This window comes from Winogradskyella endarachnes, assembly GCF_009741275.1.
Lineage (GTDB): Bacteria > Bacteroidota > Bacteroidia > Flavobacteriales > Flavobacteriaceae > Winogradskyella > Winogradskyella endarachnes.
In genome coordinates, this window is the sequence record NZ_WOWS01000001.1 from 407,933 (window position 1) to 426,529 (window position 18,597).

Here is an 18,597-nt window from a genome sequence, read left to right on the forward strand (position 1 = left end):
ACTATATTCTAGCTATTATAAGCATTTTTTTACATGAAATTTATACATCGTTTAGGTTACTATCTTGGCGGATTTTCTATTGGGTTAATTTTACTCCTGTTTTTTTTAAATGGGAAGGATGCGTCTTGTGATTATGGACCAAATGCTAGGACCATAAAAAATATAAATTCTAAACCAATAAACTTCACAAATAAAGCATCTAAATTTATTAATATTGAGCAAATTGATACTGTTACAGTAAGAAATTTAATAAAATTTGGGAATGTTAATTTCTCAAAAAGTAAAACTAAATTAGATTCTTGTAAAGTTTATTTAATTGAAAACACCTATAAAGAACGTGAAATGGAGTTAAAAATGAAAAATTGTGATTCAATAGCGACACTCCTCGATATTTATTATACAAACATCTAATTTATTGAAATTGATCTCACTATAAATTAGTGTTCTCATTCTAATTTATAATATTTGAAAACTATAATTTAAAAATTAATTATAATGAATATATTAGTAACAGGAGCTGCAGGATTTATAGGCTATTTTGTTTCAAAAGTTTTAACCTCTAAAGGTCATTCTGTAGTCGGTTTAGATAATATTAATGATTACTATGATGTTAATTTAAAATATTCAAGATTAAAAGAATTAGGAATCGATAAAAGTGAAGCCATTAAATTCAACACTTTATGCAAAAGTACTTCCATTAATTTTTCTTTTGTTAGAATGAATTTAGAGGATCGAAACGAACTACCTAAATTATTTGATTCACAAAAATTTGATATTGTTTGTAACCTTGCAGCACAAGCAGGAGTAAGATACAGTATCGAGAACCCTGAAACCTATGTAGACTCAAATCTAGTTGGTTTTCTTAATATTTTAGAATGTTGTAGAAATTATGATATAAAACACTTAGTCTATGCTAGTAGCTCTAGTGTTTACGGAATGAATAAGAAGATTCCTTTCTCTACAGATGATAATGTGGATCACCCAATAAGTTTATATGCTGCAACCAAAAAGAGTAACGAACTTATGGCTCACACATACAGTCATTTATTTAAGTTTCCAACAACAGGTTTGAGATTCTTCACTGTTTATGGTCCTTGGGGACGACCAGATATGGCCATGTTTTTATTTACCGATGCCATTGTTAATGACCGACCAATTAAAGTATTTAATCATGGAAATATGGAGCGGGATTTCACGTATATTGATGACATCGTTGAAGGTGTTGTAAGAATTATTGAAAAATCAGCTCAACCAAGAATTGACACCAATAACCTATATAAAGTATATAATATTGGCAATAACAATTCTGTTAAATTATTAGATTTTATAAAGGAAATTGAAATTAATTTAGATAAAGTTGCAATCAAAAACATGATGGAAATGCAGCCAGGTGATGTAGAAAGAACCTGGGCAGATGTCGATGAACTAATTAAGGATTACGACTATAGACCAAACACTTCAATTAAACAAGGTGTAAAATCTTTTATAGATTGGTTTAAAAATTATTACAAATAGTTAATTACTAATACTAATGTTACTATTTTTGAAAAATATAATTATCGAAAAAAAATGTTTTTGAAATAAAAAATTGTCTTTGATTTTTTTATAAATAAAACTCAAATTAAAATAAACTTAAAAGAATGAAAATCACAAAAATCTGTTGTATTGGTGCTGGATATGTAGGGGGACCTACTATGGCTGTTATTGCTAAGAAAAATCCTGATATAAAAGTAACTATTGTCGACATAAATGAAGATCGAATAGCTGCTTGGAATGATGAGGATGTTTCAAACTTACCTATATATGAACCCGGTTTAGCAGAAATAGTTGAAGAAACAAGAGGAAAAAACTTATTTTTTTCAACTGAAATTGACAAAACCATTCAGGAATCCGAAATGATCTTTATTTCGGTGAATACGCCAACTAAAACTTATGGTAAAGGAAAAGGCATGGCAGCCGATTTAAAATATGTAGAATTATGTGCAAGAAACATTGCAGAAGTTGCTACAACGGATAAGATTGTTGTTGAAAAATCTACATTACCAGTTAGAACAGCACAAGCTATAAAGAGTATTTTACACAACACAGGTAGTGACGTTAAGTTTAGTATTTTATCAAATCCTGAATTTTTAGCGGAAGGAACGGCAATTCAAGATTTATTAAATCCTGATCGTGTTTTAATTGGTGGTGAATCTGAAGAGGCTATTGAAAGTTTAGCTAATGTTTATGGTAGTTGGGTACCTCAAGATAGAATATTAAGAACTAATGTTTGGTCTTCAGAATTATCAAAATTAACAGCAAATGCATTTTTAGCGCAACGAATTTCTTCTATTAATGCAATTTCAGAATTGTGTGAACATACAGAAGCAAATGTTAATGAAGTGGCAAAAGCTATTGGTATGGACTCTAGAATTGGCCCAAAATTTTTAAATGCTTCTATTGGGTTTGGAGGTTCATGTTTTCAAAAAGATATTTTAAACCTTGTATACATTGCTAGAAGTTACGGATTAAATGCTGTAGCTGATTATTGGGAACAAGTCATTATTTTAAATGACCACCAAAAAAGACGTTTTTCTGACAACTTAATTAGCACGTTATATAACACCGTTTCAGGTAAAAAAATAGCAATGTTAGGTTGGGCTTTTAAAAAAGACACTAACGATACTAGAGAATCAGCTGCTATTTACGTTGCAGACCATTTACTAAATGAACAAGCAAATATTGCTGTTTATGATCCTAAAGTAAGTAGTAAAAAAGTACAAGCCGACCTTAATTATTTAAACACTAGGACTTCTGAAGAAAATAATGAATTAGTCAATACTTATGCAGACCCATATGAGACAACCAAAGATGCTCATGCTGTTGCAATAATGACAGAATGGGATGAATTTAAATCTTACGATTGGAAAAAAATATATGACAATATGAAAAAACCAGCATTTATTTTTGATGGAAGAAACATATTAGATAAGGAAGAAATGACTAAGATTGGTTTTGAATATTCGTCTATTGGAAAATAATCTTTAAAATAAATAATAAAAAAGCACTACTTAAAAAGTAGTGCTTTTTTATTTAAAAGTACATCTTACGATTATTAATTAATTTACAATTAACTTTTTGGTAAAATCTTTTTTACCATTATCAATAAATTTTACAAAGTAAATACCTGATTGAAAAGATGAAATATCTATAGTCGTTGTTGTAGAAGGGTTTAAATCTTCATTAAAAATTTCTATTTTATTAACAAGCTTTCCTGTTACATCGTAGAAATAAACATACGAGACTTCATACACACCTGTAAGCTTAACATTTACTTCATTTAATGCAGGATTAGGAAAAACAGTTAAACTCACCGCTTCGGTATTAGAATTTGTAGGGTCATCATTTTGTATACTACAGTTTAAATCTACCTCAACCGTTACTGTATCTTCATCAAAATCTAAAGCATTAAAAACAGTAACTGTATAATCTGTTGTAACTAATGGTGAAACTTCAATTGTTGCAGTAGTTTCTCCTGTGCTCCACAAATATTCATCACCACCTGTAGCTGTTAACAACACAACATCTTCTAAACAAATAGAAACATCTTCTCCCGCCTCCGCTTCTACAGGATGATGTACATTAACTGTCACCTGTTTATCATCATAACAATCTCCTATATAACCTCTAACCTCATATGTTGTCGTTTCGGATGGACTAACAGCTATATTTGGTTGTGTAGCACCATTATTCCATTCATAACTATTAGCACCAGACGCTGATAAGGTTATAAAATCACCACTCATAATATCTACACTCTCTCCATTCTCTATCACAACTTGTGGACTAGGGTCAACATACACAGTAACAGAGTCTGAATCTTCTTGAATTCCTTGTGTTATTGTAACATGATAGGTAGTAGTAGCCATAGGACTTACAACTATGGATTGTGATGTTTCACCTGTACTCCATAAATAACTATCTCCTTCACTCGCTGTTAAAACAACTTCATAATTTAAATTATCGCAAACACGCTCATCTAAGCCTGCAGAAGCAACAAACAAAGGTATAACCGTCACCACTATTTCTTTCTCATTACTAACGCAAGAATTAGAAATACCATACACTGTGTAAGTAGTAGTTTCTGAAGGACTAACATTTACAGAAGAAGATGTATCACCTGTACTCCACACATAAGAAACTGCACCATCAGCCTGCAATATAGTGTTTTCTCCTTCTACAATAGTAATATCATCACTAACATAAATAATTGGAATTGCATTAACATTTACGATTACATCATCAGAGTCAGAATTACCATATTCATCCATTACTGTAACAGAATAAAGAGTTGTATCATCTGGACTTACAATAATTGATGCTCCTGTTTCACCTGTACTCCATAAAAAATCAGAACCACCTGAAGCAGATAACGTTATACTTTCACCAATACAAATTGCAACATCTTCTCCTGCATCTGCCACTACTTCAGGAACGATATTGACTACTATTTCTCGTTCTATACTTTGACAGCCTACATTAGAAATACCAACAACTGTAAAAATTGAAGTCTCCATTGGATTTACGACAATTGAACTAGTGGTTTCACCGGTACTCCATAAATACTCATCAGCTCCAGAGACCGATAAAGTTGCGTTCATACCTGCTATTATGTAAACATCATTATTCACATTAATCTGAGGTGATTCATTTACAATTACTGTTACTGTATCTGTATCTATATTTCCATAGGCATCAGAAACTGAAACCGAATATGTTGTAGTCTCACTTGGCTGAACAATAATAGAATTACCAGTTTCTACAGTACTCCATGAATAATACATTCCTCCACTTGCTGTTAATGTTACACTTTCTCCTTCGCATATAACAACATCCTCTCCAGCATAAGCAATAACTTCTGGTATTACTGTTACAACAACACTTATTGTATCTGAACATCCATTCATTGAATACCCTGTAACTGAGTAGGTTGTGGTTTCTGAAGGCGACACTATTATACTATTGGTGACCTCTCCTGTATTCCATAAATAAGATTCAGCACCATTAATTGAAAGGTTTGCACTTTGTCCTTCCACTATTAACAAATCTTCAGTAATACTTAAATTAGGATTTTCATTTACCGTAACTGTAACACTATCCGTATCACTGTAACCATAAGCGTCAGTGACGGTTACAATATAAGTCGTAGTCTCTGTAGGTGAGTAATTCTGATTAGCACCTGTATCACCTGTATTCCACAAATATGTTTGTCCACCAGATGCGCTTAAATTTATATTTTCTCCTATACAAATTTCAACATCTTCTCCGGCATAAGCAACAACTCCAGGAATAACTGTTACAGTAACATCTAAAACACTTTCACAACCATGCTCATTATATCCAGTTACAAAATAGGTTGTAGTTTCTTCCGGACTAACTAAAATATTGCTTGTAGTTTCACCTGTATTCCATAAGTAAGAATCACCACCATTAACACTAAGCTCTATTGCCTCACCTATTACAATTACCTCATTTTCACTGATAGTTAATTCAGGGGTTTCTAAAGTATATACCGTAACACTATCTGTATCAACACAATTATTTAAATGTACGTCTACTGTATAAGTTGTATCTTCTAATGGATTCACTTCTATTGTTTGTGTTGTAGCTCCATTGCTCCACAAATAAGAATCTCCTCCTGTTGCTGTTAAAGTAACTGTTTCACCTTCACAAATAGTTTGATTTTCTCCTGCATTAGCGGCAGGAATAGGGTTAACTATAACTGTAACATCATCTGTATCAATATTTCCATAAGCATCTCCAACTGTTACTGTATATGTTGTTGTCTCGTTAGGATAAACTTCTAATATAGCACTATTTACACCTGTATCCCAAGAATACGTTATTCCTCCTTCTGCAATCAAAGTAACAGCATCACCTAAACAAATAGAAATATCTTCACCTGCATTTGCATTCAACTCCTCTACAACAGTTACCAATACATCAACGGTTTGTTCACAACCATTTTCTAAGTTGCCTGTAACTGTATATAGTGTTGTCACATATGGTTGAACAGTAATAGATGATGTTGTTTCTCCAGTATTCCATAGATATGTATCACCGCCATTGACATTCAGTGTTGCCGATTGACCTATCATAATGAAAATGTCGTCATCTATAATTAGATTGGGTGATTCATTAACAAAAACGGTTACAGTGTCAGTATCCATATGTCCATAATCGTCAGTTACCGTGACAGAATAAGTTGTAGTACTATTTGGTGCTACAGTATGTAGTGAATCTGCACTAATACCTCCACCCCAATCATATAAAACACCTCCAGTAGCAAATAAATCTACTGATTCTCCATTGCATATTGTAACATCTTCACCAGCATTTGCGATAACTGGAGGTACTACTGTAACTACAACCTCCGAAGTACTAATACAACCATTATCATTTAATGAAGTAACCTCATATACCGTTGTTTCTTCAGGACTTACAACAATTGATGGACTGGTATCTGATGTGCTCCACAAATAATTATCACTACCTTCCGCTGTTAATGTTACACTTTCTCCTAAAACAATTACAATGTCATTTGATATATTAATATCTAGAACTTCATTCACAAAAACACTAACTGTTCCTACACTAGAACAATTATTGTCGCTAAACACCTCCACAGAATATACTGTATCAAATAAAGGATTCACAATTATTGATTCACTAGTTTCTCCCGTGTCCCATAAATATGAGCTACCTCCAGAAACAGTTAATGTAACTGAATCTCCCTCACAAATTGTAAGATTCTCTGTTAAAGTAACAATTGGAATATTTATTACAGACACAATAACGCTGTCTGTAGATTCATTTCCATTATCATCAAAAACTGTTACAGAATATGTAGTTGTTACTTCCGGCGATACACTAATAGTCGGTGTTGTTTCCCCATTGTCCCAAAGAAAATAGGGCCCTCCAGAAGCTGTCAGTTCAGCAATATCACCTTCGCAAATTACCTGGTCTAATCCGGCATCAGCCACTGGTAATACATTAAAAAAAAACGACAAAGAAAAATTATCTACCGCAACAACATCACCTGCTGCTGCATTAAGGCTGTAATATTTAACCGTAAAATTATAAGTACCTTCTTCAACAACATATGGTTCAAAATTTAAATCAACATGTCCACCTGGTAAACCAGCATATAAAGGGACACTTTCTGTCCATGTTCCACTGGTTGGTCCTGTCCAAGTAACAACAATACTTTCTACAGCAGGATTATCGTCTCCACCTTGAGGTATACATCTAAAATTAATTTGATTACCTTCATCTGCCAAATTAATAGCCTCATCCCCTTCAATATTCTGAATTATCTCATCTGAAATGGCATTATATAAAATATAACTTCCATAAAATACATCAACAACATTAATAAAGATACTTTCTGAAAATTGACCATCCTCTGTAACAAATGTAATTTCAGCTTCACCTTCTGCTAATGCAGTTACCAATCCATTCTCATCAACAGTACAAACATTTTCATTATTACTAATCCAAGTACCATTTGTAAATGTTGCATTGCTTGGTGTAATTTCTACATTTAACTGTATGGATTCATTAATATCCAGTTGTACAGGATTTGGAGTAATAGTTATTGATTCAATAGGAATTATAATATTAGTTACTGTAACTATAGATGTATCTGTAAAATTTCCATCTTCTGATACAAATGTAATAGTTGCTTCTCCTTCTGAAATTGAATTTACAATTCCTTCTGCAGTAACAGTTGCAATGGATTCATTACTAGATGACCATGTTCCATTTAAATTTGAAGCGTCAACAGGGGTAAACTCTGTTGTTAAAGTAATTGTCTCTGGAATATTTAATGTAACAGCTTCTGGAGTAATTTCCACATTTTCTAAAGCTATGGTTACAGTTGGCCCATCTACTTGGTTTAAATATTCTTCTAACCATGTATAACCACTTGGAGCATAGCTATTATGATCTTGCCCATCTGGAACATTATTATTAAACCAAATTTCAGGAATATGAGGATTAGACACATAAAAGTTATCCGGCCGTTCAATAGAATTAATTGCAGGAACAACGTATTCAGATTGTGATAATTTATTTGTAAAAATTTCATTATTTACTGCGTTTAACCAATTTGCATCTAAAACATCTGTATTATCACTAACAGAACCATTAGCATTTAATCTAGAATTACAACCAACATCACTGGCAGTTTGTATTAATGTTTGATTGCCAGTTAACAAATCAACAGGCCTACCTAAGATTTCGTGTTGAGTATCTACAAAATAATTACTTGGAAGCTGGTCACCATAATTATAACCTCCGCCATCTAAAAAAAACTTCCAGCTTAATTTATTATTATTATTCATTTCTGAAACTAAGCTCGTTAGTCCATAATCGCTAGTGTTTGGGGCTACAATTTCATTATTTTCTATAAAGATTTCAGGGATAGTTCCAAAGAAGAAAACATTAAGACTAGTATCTGAAAGTAATGTTGAACCGTAATTATAATAGTTTCCAATTTGATTTAGTTTAAAACTACCATTTCCTCTGATTAGTCGTCCGTCTGCATTCCAAACAATATTATTAAATATATCAATTCTACCATTATCACCAGCTATGTTTGGAAACCTATATCCAGAATTATAAAAAAGGTTTCCTATGAATGAAATAGTTGGTGCTGCACCAGATGTTCCAGACTGTTTTCCAATAATTGAACCCTTTACATTTTCTGCAAACAAACAATTTTGTACAGTTACATCATTTACGTTTTGCCCATCTCCAGTTGCATACCAACTAGCGCACTCATCAACTCCAAAAGCAAAACTACAATGATCAAATATCTGATTAGTAATTGAACCAGCTGCTGAGAACGAGTCATTACCTAAATTATCATCATTCCATATATTTGTATCGGCAGAAAGACCACCTTTAAATCGAATATGTCTCACAATAACATTATCTACAAAACCAAAATAAACTCTACCTCCATCAATAGTAATTCCCCCTTCTGGAGCTGTTTGGCCCGCAATAGTCAAATTACTATTGGCTGCACCTATTGCGAGTATACTATTTAATTGAATAACTCCACTTACATCAAAAACAATTGTTCTAGGAACGGTCATTGACATCGCCTCTCTTAAACTTCCAGTTCCGCTGTCATTTAAATTGGTGACGTGCACTACCTCTCCTCCACGACCTCCAGTTGCGTATGCACCTGCTCCATAGGCTGTAGGAAAAGCTAATTGTTGAGAATAAATATTAGAACTGATAATTATGGCAAAAAAGGAATAAAAAAATTTTAATCTAATATTTGATAGGGGTATAAATTTCATAAATTCAATCGTATTAGTCATAAGTAGGGGTCGCAATTTAAAAATATAAAACGCAAATTCTGTTAAAAAACTCAATTAATCGATTAATGTCATTTTTTTGTAATCTTAATCCTATAATTTAATTAAAATTGACATTACATCTTAAAATACGATCATTTAACGGTTTTAGATTTCTCTATCTCAATATTTAACAAATCAGTAAATTGTACTACAAAAATAATTATTCAAAGCAACTATTAATTTCAACTAATACGATCTTATACAGAGTTATTAACAATATATAATTGAAATATCTGATACATATCGGATTTTTAGTCTCATCAACTTAAAAAAAACTTAGATATTAATATTTTTAACATATTTGCAAACTCTGGTTATCAAAGTCATTTATTATCTAAACTTATATAATCATAACTTATAATTATTTTAAATCATTACTAATAAATGCATAAAAAAACGACCCATATCCTTTCATTTAAATGTTTCATTCCTTATAAAATTTTAAGTGTTTTTAAACTATCGTAAAAAAATTTATAACAAGATTAAAACTGCCCATAGCGATACTATTATTAGAAGTATGGTTACTGTGGCCCTTGTTACATTTGTTATTAAAGGCCTCGCATTTTATAAAGAAACCATTATAGCTGGCTCTTTTGGATTATCAGAAACTTTAGATACCTTTTTGGTAGCAATACTAATACCTACCTTTATACAAAGTGTATTTTTAAATTCTTTAAAACATTTGTTTATACCAAATTATATATCAGAGCTAAAAAATAATGGTAATAAATCCGGATTTCAAAGTATAGTATTTTTAATTACATTCATAGTTTCCAGTCTTTCTATAATATTAGCCTATTTTTTTATAGATTTATTTTTAGAATCTTTATACGCTGGTCATTCTGAACATTATTACCATCTTGTAAAAACGCAATTATTTATAATTTTACCATGTTTAATATTATGGGGCTTTTCAACAGTAGTTTCTGGACTTCTAGAGGTTGAAAATCGCTTTCTACTTGCTACGATTTACGAACTTTTCCCGTTAATATCAATGTTATTTTTTCTATTTTTTCTTAAAGATTATTTTGGTAACATGGTTTTAGCATATGGCACATTAGCCGGAAGTATAGTTGGATTCATATTTCTAATAATATCAGCTATAATTTTCAAAGACATAACGTTAAGTAAACCGGTTTTAAATTCTAATTCTAGAATAATGTTAACACAACTACCACCTAAAATCACTTCGAGTTTTCTCTCTAGTATGAACACTTTTATTGATCAATTTTTTGTTGGTCAATTAGTAGTTGGATCATTAGCTGCATTAAATTACGGTAACAGAATACCAGCCTTTGGTGTTACAATAGTTATTATGGCCTTAGGAAGTGTACTTTTACCTCATTTTTCTAGGTTAGCCAATAAGGATTTAACCATGGCCTACAATTATCTTTTTAAAATTCTAAAATTAGTTTTAGTGATAGGTATAATTGCTGTGATATTTGGTATTTTTCTTTCAGATTACATTGTAGAGTTATGGCTAGAACGTGATGAATTTACCCATGAAGACACCTTAAAAGTATCAAATATTCAGAAAATTCTTCTAATCAACGTGCCATTTTATTTATGTACTTTAATTATTGTTAAATTCTTAACAAGTATCAATAAGAATAAATTTATGGCCAAAATTTCATTCGTTAATTTACTTGTAAATATAACTTTAAACTTTATTTTAATTAAAAAATATGACGTTTATGGTTTAGCTTTAAGTACTACTTTTGTATTAATTATTAGTAGTTGTTTTTACTTCGGTTACACCTATAAACAATTCAAAAAAATAAATTATGAAAATTGATTTTATAATTTCTACTTTAAAAGGAGGAGGCGCTGAGCGTGTATTAGTACTTATGGTTAATAGTTTAGCCAAAAATCCTAATTATAAAATATCAGTGATTACATTGTTTGAAGGCAAAGACAATTACGCCCTAGACCCATCTATAAAAAAAGTAAAACTCAAACAAGTAAAATTACCAAGCCATACTCTAAGAAGTATTACAAATTTAAGTTTACATTATAAAAATAAAGCTAATAGACCAGAAATAATAATATCATTTATTACATTAACAAATCTAATTTCGATTATTGTTGCAAAACTTTTTTCAATTAAAATTATTGCCCAGGAACATAACTCACATTTAAGATATATGAAAGGGCGCAAAAGAATAACCAACTTTACAAAAAAGTACATTTATAAAAAAGCAGATGCCGTTACAGTACTAACTTCTTTTGATATAGATTTTTATAAAAAATATGGTGTTAATGCGTTAGTATTGCCAAACCCTTGCAGTTTTGAGCCAATAAAAACTAATACTCATAAACGTGAAAATATAATACTCGCGGTAGGGAATTTAAATAGATATCATCATAAAGGATTCGATAATCTATTAGAATTAATAGTGCCTATTTTTAAAAAATTTCCTGATTGGAAATTGAAAATTGCAGGCTCCGGAGATTTAGGAATGAATCATTTAAAACAATTAGCTGTTCAATATGATATTTTGGATAAAATAATATTTACAGGATTTATAAATAATGTTTCAGAAGTAATGTATAAGTCGTCAATTTTTATATTACCTTCAAGATTTGAAGGGTTACCAATGGTTTTACTAGAGGCTATGTCTCAAGGCATGGCTTGTATAGCTTATAATTGTAAAACAGGACCTTCTGATATTATTAACAATAACGTAAATGGTTTTTTAATAGAGGACCAAAATATGTCTAAAATGCAAGATTCTCTCAGTCAACTAATATCTAATAAAGAGTTAAGAATTAATTTATCTAACGAAGGTATAAAATCTTTAAATAGATTTAAAATTGAAACTATTACTAGTAAGTATGAGAAATTATTTAACGAAATTACTAAGACTCAATGAATAAATTAATAGTAACTATTTGCTTCTATTATCCTTTAGTCTGCAGTTGTTTAAATATACAAGCCACAATCGGAAAATTTATTTCCCCTACCATTGCGCAATTAATGGCTTATTTTAATTTAGTTCTTATTGTATTAGGTATTTTTTTATTTAGAAAAAATTTTAAATCATTATCTAAAATTAACAGATTGTGGTTTATTTTCTATCTTTTATATTACAGTTTTGGACTAATGGCAACTGGTGTTACAGGTTTTGAGTCTTCAATAATTGCTACTTTTGTTCCTGTTATATATTGTATAGGATTTTTCTTTTTACTAAGTAATAGACGGCAATTTCAGATTTTTTTTAAAATAATAACTATCTGTTTTGTTATCTCTGCTTTTCTCACTATTGTTTTAATTAAATTAAACATTAACGTATATACTGGTTCAGAACATGGTTGGGCTCTTGACCGAGCAGGTGGTATAACAGGAGATGCAAATGCTGCTGCTCATACAAGTATATTTGCATTTATTTTATTGAATCACTTCTTTCAACCTAAAAAATACATTTTTATAATTTTAAAGGTAGTAATGCTTTTATTAATATTTTATAGCTTAGTCTTAACGTTTTCTACTACTGGTTTATTTGTATTTACCATTGTTTTCTTTCTTATAAATTATAAGTTTTTTACAGGGCTAAGACTCGTTTTAATAGCTGCATTAATACCTCTGCTATATGTAGGCATATTTACTCTAAAATCTCAAATACCACATTTAGGGTTATCTGTTGCTCAAACAGGAAAGGTAAATAACATAATCAATCTTTTAACTTTAAATTTTGATGAAGTTGATAGTTCTGGTAGAGGAGATTTAGTTACAAAAGCATTTGATTATATTGTTGAAAACCCATTTATGGGTAATGGCGTAGATTATGCGGTACATAAACTAGTTCATAATACCTATGTTGGTGTCTGGGTAGACGCAGGTTTATTTACCTTTTTATTTTTTCTAATAATGTTAGGTACTCTGTTTTTTGGAACATTTTCACTAAAACCTCAACATCGATTTTTTGCAATTTCTATATTATTTGTTCTGTATATATTTATGATAAGTTTACAAAGTGTTATAAATCAATCTTATCTTATAGTTTTATTTATATTCGTTGGATATTTAATTCATCATAATAAAGAAAACCCTGAATTACCAGATATTATATAATACCCAATAGATTGTAAGTCTAATATTCACATTAATTTCATAATTTTTTTTTAAATGATTCAATCCTTTGCCGAGTATAAAAGTTTTTTAAAGCAAGATAAATTGGCTTGTGGAATAAAACACAACGATATTAGTTCAAAATTAATCTCAATAATCTCACCAAATCCAATATGGAAATTTCAAAAAATATTAAGAAAGTTAGAGTTTTATACAAATTGCAAAAATACAGGAATTAATAAAATCTATTGTTATTATCTAAGATACAGGTTCAAAAAAACATCTATAAAACTAGGATTTTCCATTCCAATAAATGTTTTTGGTCCAGGTCTAGCTATTGTACATTACGGCACAATAGTTATTAATGGAGCTACAAAAATTGGTAGCAATTGCAGAATACATGCTTGTGTTAACATCGGTGCATCTGGAGGAGAAAAAGAAGCTCCCGTTTTAGGAGACAATATATATATTGCTCCTGGTGCAAAAATTTATGGTAATATATCGATAGCCAATAACACTGCCATAGGTGCTAATGCAGTAGTTAATAAGTCTTTTGAAAAAGAAAATACAATGATTGCAGGAGTACCAGCCAAAGTAATCAGCGAAATAGATATCAAAAAAATCATAAAACATATATAACCTCAATCATACATTTATAAATAATTAATAATCAACACTTTATAATCAAAATTTAATTCAATAAATTTGGATAATGTTAATTAAAGTCTTTATCATACCTTTTAAAGAATAATTTTGATTTTCTAAATAACTTAGGGGATATTTACAAGGTAAAAATTATTGCTATTAAACTACAGCTCAAATAAAAAATGTTATTTACTTTTTCAATACTATTAATAGTTTTAAATACTGCTTTATTTTTTAATAACACATCTCGCTCTACATATTTCACAAATAAATATTGCTCATTTATAAATTTCGTTTTTTCAATTAAATGTTTAAATATTTCAAATTGTGAATAATTTAAAAAAAATTAAAATCATTTTTTTACTTCCATCATTAGTTCCGGGTGGAGCTGAGCGAGTAATTTCTTTTGTATCACAAAATATTAGTAAGAACAAGTTTGAACCAATACTTTTAATTGCTGGTTTTAAAAAAGATAATGCTTATGATGTTAATAACGTTGATGTAATTTACCTAAATAAACCGAGAATTCTTACTGCATTACCTTTAATCATAAGTACTATTATTAAATTAAAACCTAATATAGTTCTTAGCTCCATTTCTCATGTTAACACTGCCATGTCAATTATTTCTCCTCTTTTTAAAAATACTAAGTTTATTGGAAGAGAAGCCACTATTCTAAGTAAACGTAAAAATGAAAAAAAATCTAGAAAATGGTCTCCTGCTCATTTTATAAGTAGTAGTTTTAAAAACTTAGATATGATTATTTGCCAATCTAGAGACATGGCAATGGATATGCAATTAAATTATGAAGTTCCAGAAAATAAAATTTGTGTAATTAACAACCCTATATCTAGTTTACCACCTGTAAAAGAAATATCAGATTCTACTAATATTAAAAAATTTATAACTGTTGGCAGATTAACGGAAGTCAAAGGTCATTCTAGGATTTTAAAAATGTTATCTCAACTAAAATTCCCATTCCACTACACTATTATTGGAGATGGAAATTTAAAAGATGAAATATTAGAAGAAGTTAAAAGTTATGGATTACAAGACAAAATAACTCATATTCCTTTTACTAATAACGTTAATGATTTTATATCTAAAAACGATTTATTTTTACAAGGTTCTTATGTAGAAGGATTTCCAAATGCCTTACTCGAAAGTTGTGTTATAGGAACACCTGTAATTGCGTTTAACGCTCCTGGTGGCACTAAAGAAATAGTTGAAAACGGTATTAATGGCTATATAGTAGACAACGAAATGGACTACCTAGAAAAACTTAATGAAAATAAAAAATGGAAACCAGAGGAAGTAAGAGAATCCGTCTATATTAAATTTAATAAAGAAACAATAATCAATCAATACGAAAAATTATTTATCCAAATTGCAAACTAACTTCTTAAAGTGAAAAGTTCAAATAAAAATATTAGCATAATAAGTATAACTTTAGGTAGTGGTGGCGCAGAAAAAGTAATTAGTCTGTTACTAAAAAGTCTTAGATTAGATTATAATGTTACTTTAGTTTTATTCTATAATAACATTCATTTTCAAATACCAGAAAATGTGAATCTAGTAATCCTATCTGATACAAGTCCAGATAGACCATTCTATTTAAAAGCTGTTGATACTCTAAAATTCATTAGAAAATATTATCAATTTGTAAAAAAAGAAAATATTAGTATTTCAATTTCATTTTTAGCATTTCCGAATTTAATTAACGGCATTATTTCAACATTCAATAAATCTGTTAAAACCATTATAAGTGAACGTGGTTTTCCTTCAGATAATGTTTCAAGTAAACTATCGCTTTATATATCAAAAGTGTTTTACCCAATATTTTACAATAGATGTGATAAGCTTTTTTCAAATTCTGTACATATTAATAAAGATTTAAAAGATAATTTTGGAATTAAAATTCCGATGGAAGTTATCTATAATCCTATTGAAATACCTAAAAAAACAATAGATTCAAACGTTTTAAATCAAAATTTTGAAACGCTAAAGGTTATAACTGCTGGAACATTAAACAAAAGAAAAAATCAAATAATGATTATTCGTGCTCTAAATAAATCAGTATTAAAATACGATTTATCAATTTTAGGAGGTGGCGAATTACAAGATTATTTAAACAGCGAAATAATAAATTTCAACTTAGAAGATAGTATATCTTTAAAGGGTAAGGTTAAAAATGTAAATGACTATTTATTAAGTAATCATTGTTTTGTATTATCATCATTTACAGAAGGCTTTCCTAATGCATTATTAGAAGCTATGGCTATTGGTTTGCCAAGCATTTCAACAAATTGTCTTTCGGGACCATTAGAGTTATTAAATGAAAACGAAGAAGTTTCAATAAAAACTGGTGAGTTTTATATTGGAAAATATGGGATTTTAGTCAATAACGATGACCATATTGGGTTAAGTAGTGCATTAGATTATTTTCATAATAACCCTCTAGAAAGGGAGAAATTTAGTAAGCTCAGCTTACAGCGTGCAAAAGAGTATCATTTAGATGCAATATATGCAAAATTCAACAAATTCATCCAGAATTAAATCAATATTAAATGTGTGGAATTAACGGTATTATAGTAAAAACCAACAGAAACAAAGAAGATATTTCTGTGGTTCTTAATAATATGAATAATCTAATTATTCATAGAGGTCCAGATCAAGATGGTTTATTTGCTGAAGAAAATGAACAATATACTGTTGGTATGGCAATGCGAAGATTATCTATTATAGATTTATCTTCTGGTAAGCAACCTATATTTTCAGATGATAAACAAATAGTTATTGTTTTTAATGGAGAAATCTATAACTATAAAGTTTTAAAAAACAGATTATTAACCGAAGGTGTAACTTTTAACACCTCTAGTGATACTGAAGTTATTCTTAAAGCCTATGAAAAATATGGTGTAGAAGCCTTTAAGTGGCTAGATGGTATGTACGGTTTTAGCATTTATGATAAAAACATTAATAAACTATTTATTGCTAGAGATTTCTTTGGAGAAAAACCATTGTATTACACAAATACAGATCAAAAATTTATTTGGGCATCAGAATTAAAATCTATAATTAATACCATTGATTTTACGCCAAACATTTCAAAAAAAGGTTTGAATCTTTATTTTAGATTAACCTATATACCTGCACCACACACTATTTATGATAACATTTATAAACTAGAAGCCAATCATTATATAGAATATGATTTAGCCTCTCATAGTACATCAATTCATAAAATAAATGCTGAGCCAAAACCAATAGAGAGTAACATTTCATTTGAAGATGCTAAAGCAAAAACTAAAGAATTAGTATACAATAGCGTAGATAGTAGATCTATTGCAGATGTTGGTTTAGGTACATTTTTATCTGGTGGTGTAGATTCATCTATTATTTCATTGTGCTTAGCCCAATCAACAGATAGAAAAATTGACACCTTTTCTATTGGTTTTAAAAAAGCATCTTATGATGAGACTGATAAATCTAGAGTTGTAGCAGATATGGTAAATAGTAATCATCATGAATTTATTATTGATGAAGACGATTTAAAAAATAATATTCATGAAATTCTAGTTAATTTTGATGAACCTTTCTCAGATACAGCTGCCCTCCCAACCCATTTACTTTCAGAAAAAACAAGAGAACATGTCACAGTTGCTTTAACAGGCGATGGTGGAGATGAAGTTTTTGGTGGATACAACAAATATTACATAGGCAAAATGAACAATAGATATACTAATATTGTCCCTAAAGGTCTACATAAAACAATCTCTAAATTAAGCAATAAGTACCTTATTAATAAAGATGATACGCGAGGAAAACGATTCAGAATTAATAAATTATTAAATGCTATTGACTATAATGGTGGATTTTATTGGGATATAATTTCATTAGCAAACACAAGTGCTCAGCTAGAAGAATTAATGTCTCCAGATTATTTTGATTCAAATATTTTTAAAGAATATAAGGAAATTCTTGGTAAAGAAAAGATTGAAACGTTAACCGATTTTAGGTTAGTTGATAAAATTATGAGTTTAGAAGGTGGTATGCTTGCAAAAGTAGACCGAACAAGTATGATGACCTCTTTAGAATGTAGAGCACCTTTTCTTAATAAAGATTTGTGGGAATTTGCAAATACATTACCAGAAAATTACTTAATGAAAGGTTGGAATAAAAAACATATACTAAAAGAAGCCTTTAGGTCAGAATTTCCTGATGAATTTTTAGAAAAAAGTAAAAGTGGGTTTGGATCACCGACTGGAGACTGGTTAAGGCAAAGTCTAAGAAAAGAATTGGAAAGTTATATTGAACCAGAGTTACTAAAATCTCAAGGCATATTTAATATAGAATTTATCACTAAATTGGTACAAGATCATTTAGATAGTAAAAAAGATAGTACGTTTAGAGTATGGTCTTATTACTGTTTTCAGAAATGGTATAAATTTAATTACCTCAAACAACACTAAC

Annotated in this window: 11 protein-coding genes; 10 read left to right on the top strand and 1 reads right to left on the bottom strand. The window is 29.7% G+C overall.

The window, feature by feature from the left end; translation table 11 throughout:
* The first annotated feature begins 33 nt into the window (after window positions 1-33).
* From GN138_RS01885 to GN138_RS01895, 3 genes are all read left to right on the top strand, one after another.
* Complete coding sequence (locus tag GN138_RS01885; RefSeq protein ID WP_157361618.1) at window positions 34-411, top strand: hypothetical protein; 378 nt, start codon at window positions 34-36, stop codon at window positions 409-411.
* Between the two features lie 84 nt (window positions 412-495).
* On the top strand, window positions 496-1,515 hold the full coding sequence (locus GN138_RS01890) for an NAD-dependent epimerase (RefSeq protein WP_157361619.1): 1,020 nt from the start codon (window positions 496-498) through the stop codon (window positions 1,513-1,515).
* A 125-nt stretch (window positions 1,516-1,640) separates the two neighbouring features.
* Window positions 1,641-3,020, top strand: coding sequence for a nucleotide sugar dehydrogenase (locus tag GN138_RS01895; protein ID WP_157361620.1), 1,380 nt, complete (start codon window positions 1,641-1,643; stop codon window positions 3,018-3,020).
* 78 nt (window positions 3,021-3,098) lie between these two features.
* Here GN138_RS01895 and GN138_RS01900 read toward each other — a convergent pair whose 3' ends face one another.
* Window positions 3,099-9,350 (bottom strand): Ig-like domain-containing protein, encoded by a 6,252-nt coding sequence (locus GN138_RS01900; RefSeq protein ID WP_197429299.1) that lies wholly within the window; start codon window positions 9,348-9,350, stop codon window positions 3,099-3,101.
* Between the two features lie 577 nt (window positions 9,351-9,927).
* Between GN138_RS01900 and murJ the strand changes: the two genes are divergently transcribed.
* From murJ to asnB, 7 genes are all read left to right on the top strand, one after another.
* Window positions 9,928-11,205, top strand: coding sequence for a murein biosynthesis integral membrane protein MurJ (murJ, locus tag GN138_RS01905; RefSeq protein ID WP_157362629.1), 1,278 nt, complete (start codon window positions 9,928-9,930; stop codon window positions 11,203-11,205).
* Window positions 11,195-12,283, top strand: a complete 1,089-nt coding sequence (locus GN138_RS01910) for a glycosyltransferase family 4 protein (RefSeq protein ID WP_157361622.1) — start codon at window positions 11,195-11,197, stop codon at window positions 12,281-12,283. Before murJ ends, GN138_RS01910 begins: the two co-directional genes overlap by 11 nt.
* Window positions 12,280-13,482 (top strand): O-antigen ligase family protein, encoded by a 1,203-nt coding sequence (locus tag GN138_RS01915; RefSeq protein WP_157361623.1) that lies wholly within the window; start codon window positions 12,280-12,282, stop codon window positions 13,480-13,482. Before GN138_RS01910 ends, GN138_RS01915 begins: the two co-directional genes overlap by 4 nt.
* A 54-nt stretch (window positions 13,483-13,536) precedes the next feature.
* Window positions 13,537-14,118: a serine O-acetyltransferase gene (locus tag GN138_RS01920; protein ID WP_157361624.1), complete on the top strand. Its 582-nt coding sequence runs from the start codon at window positions 13,537-13,539 to the stop codon at window positions 14,116-14,118.
* Between the two features lie 333 nt (window positions 14,119-14,451).
* Window positions 14,452-15,522, top strand: coding sequence for a glycosyltransferase (locus GN138_RS16230; protein WP_157361625.1), 1,071 nt, complete (start codon window positions 14,452-14,454; stop codon window positions 15,520-15,522).
* 9 nt (window positions 15,523-15,531) lie between these two features.
* The gene (locus GN138_RS16285; RefSeq protein ID WP_157361626.1) at window positions 15,532-16,680 is read left to right on the top strand and encodes a glycosyltransferase; all 1,149 of its coding nucleotides are present in this window, start codon (window positions 15,532-15,534) and stop codon (window positions 16,678-16,680) included.
* A gap of 11 nt (window positions 16,681-16,691) precedes the next feature.
* Entirely contained in the window at window positions 16,692-18,596 is a 1,905-nt protein-coding gene (gene asnB, locus GN138_RS01935; protein ID WP_157361627.1) for an asparagine synthase (glutamine-hydrolyzing), read from the top strand.
* Window position 18,597 lies beyond the last annotated feature (1 nt).

What these genes read in the sequence shown, in the direction of transcription:
- GN138_RS01885 (WP_157361618.1), top strand. Translation starts at nt 34, where the DNA reads ATGAAATTTATACATCGTTTAGGTTACTATCTTGGCGGATTTTCTATT.
- GN138_RS01890 (WP_157361619.1), top strand. Translation starts at nt 496, where the DNA reads ATGAATATATTAGTAACAGGAGCTGCAGGATTTATAGGCTATTTTGTT.
- GN138_RS01895 (WP_157361620.1), top strand. Translation starts at nt 1,641, where the DNA reads ATGAAAATCACAAAAATCTGTTGTATTGGTGCTGGATATGTAGGGGGA.
- GN138_RS01900 (WP_197429299.1), bottom strand. Translation starts at nt 9,350, where the DNA reads ATGAAATTTATACCCCTATCAAATATTAGATTAAAATTTTTTTATTCC.
- murJ (WP_157362629.1), top strand. Translation starts at nt 9,928, where the DNA reads ATGGTTACTGTGGCCCTTGTTACATTTGTTATTAAAGGCCTCGCATTT.
- GN138_RS01910 (WP_157361622.1), top strand. Translation starts at nt 11,195, where the DNA reads ATGAAAATTGATTTTATAATTTCTACTTTAAAAGGAGGAGGCGCTGAG.
- GN138_RS01915 (WP_157361623.1), top strand. Translation starts at nt 12,280, where the DNA reads ATGAATAAATTAATAGTAACTATTTGCTTCTATTATCCTTTAGTCTGC.
- GN138_RS01920 (WP_157361624.1), top strand. Translation starts at nt 13,537, where the DNA reads ATGATTCAATCCTTTGCCGAGTATAAAAGTTTTTTAAAGCAAGATAAA.
- asnB (WP_157361627.1), top strand. Translation starts at nt 16,692, where the DNA reads ATGTGTGGAATTAACGGTATTATAGTAAAAACCAACAGAAACAAAGAA.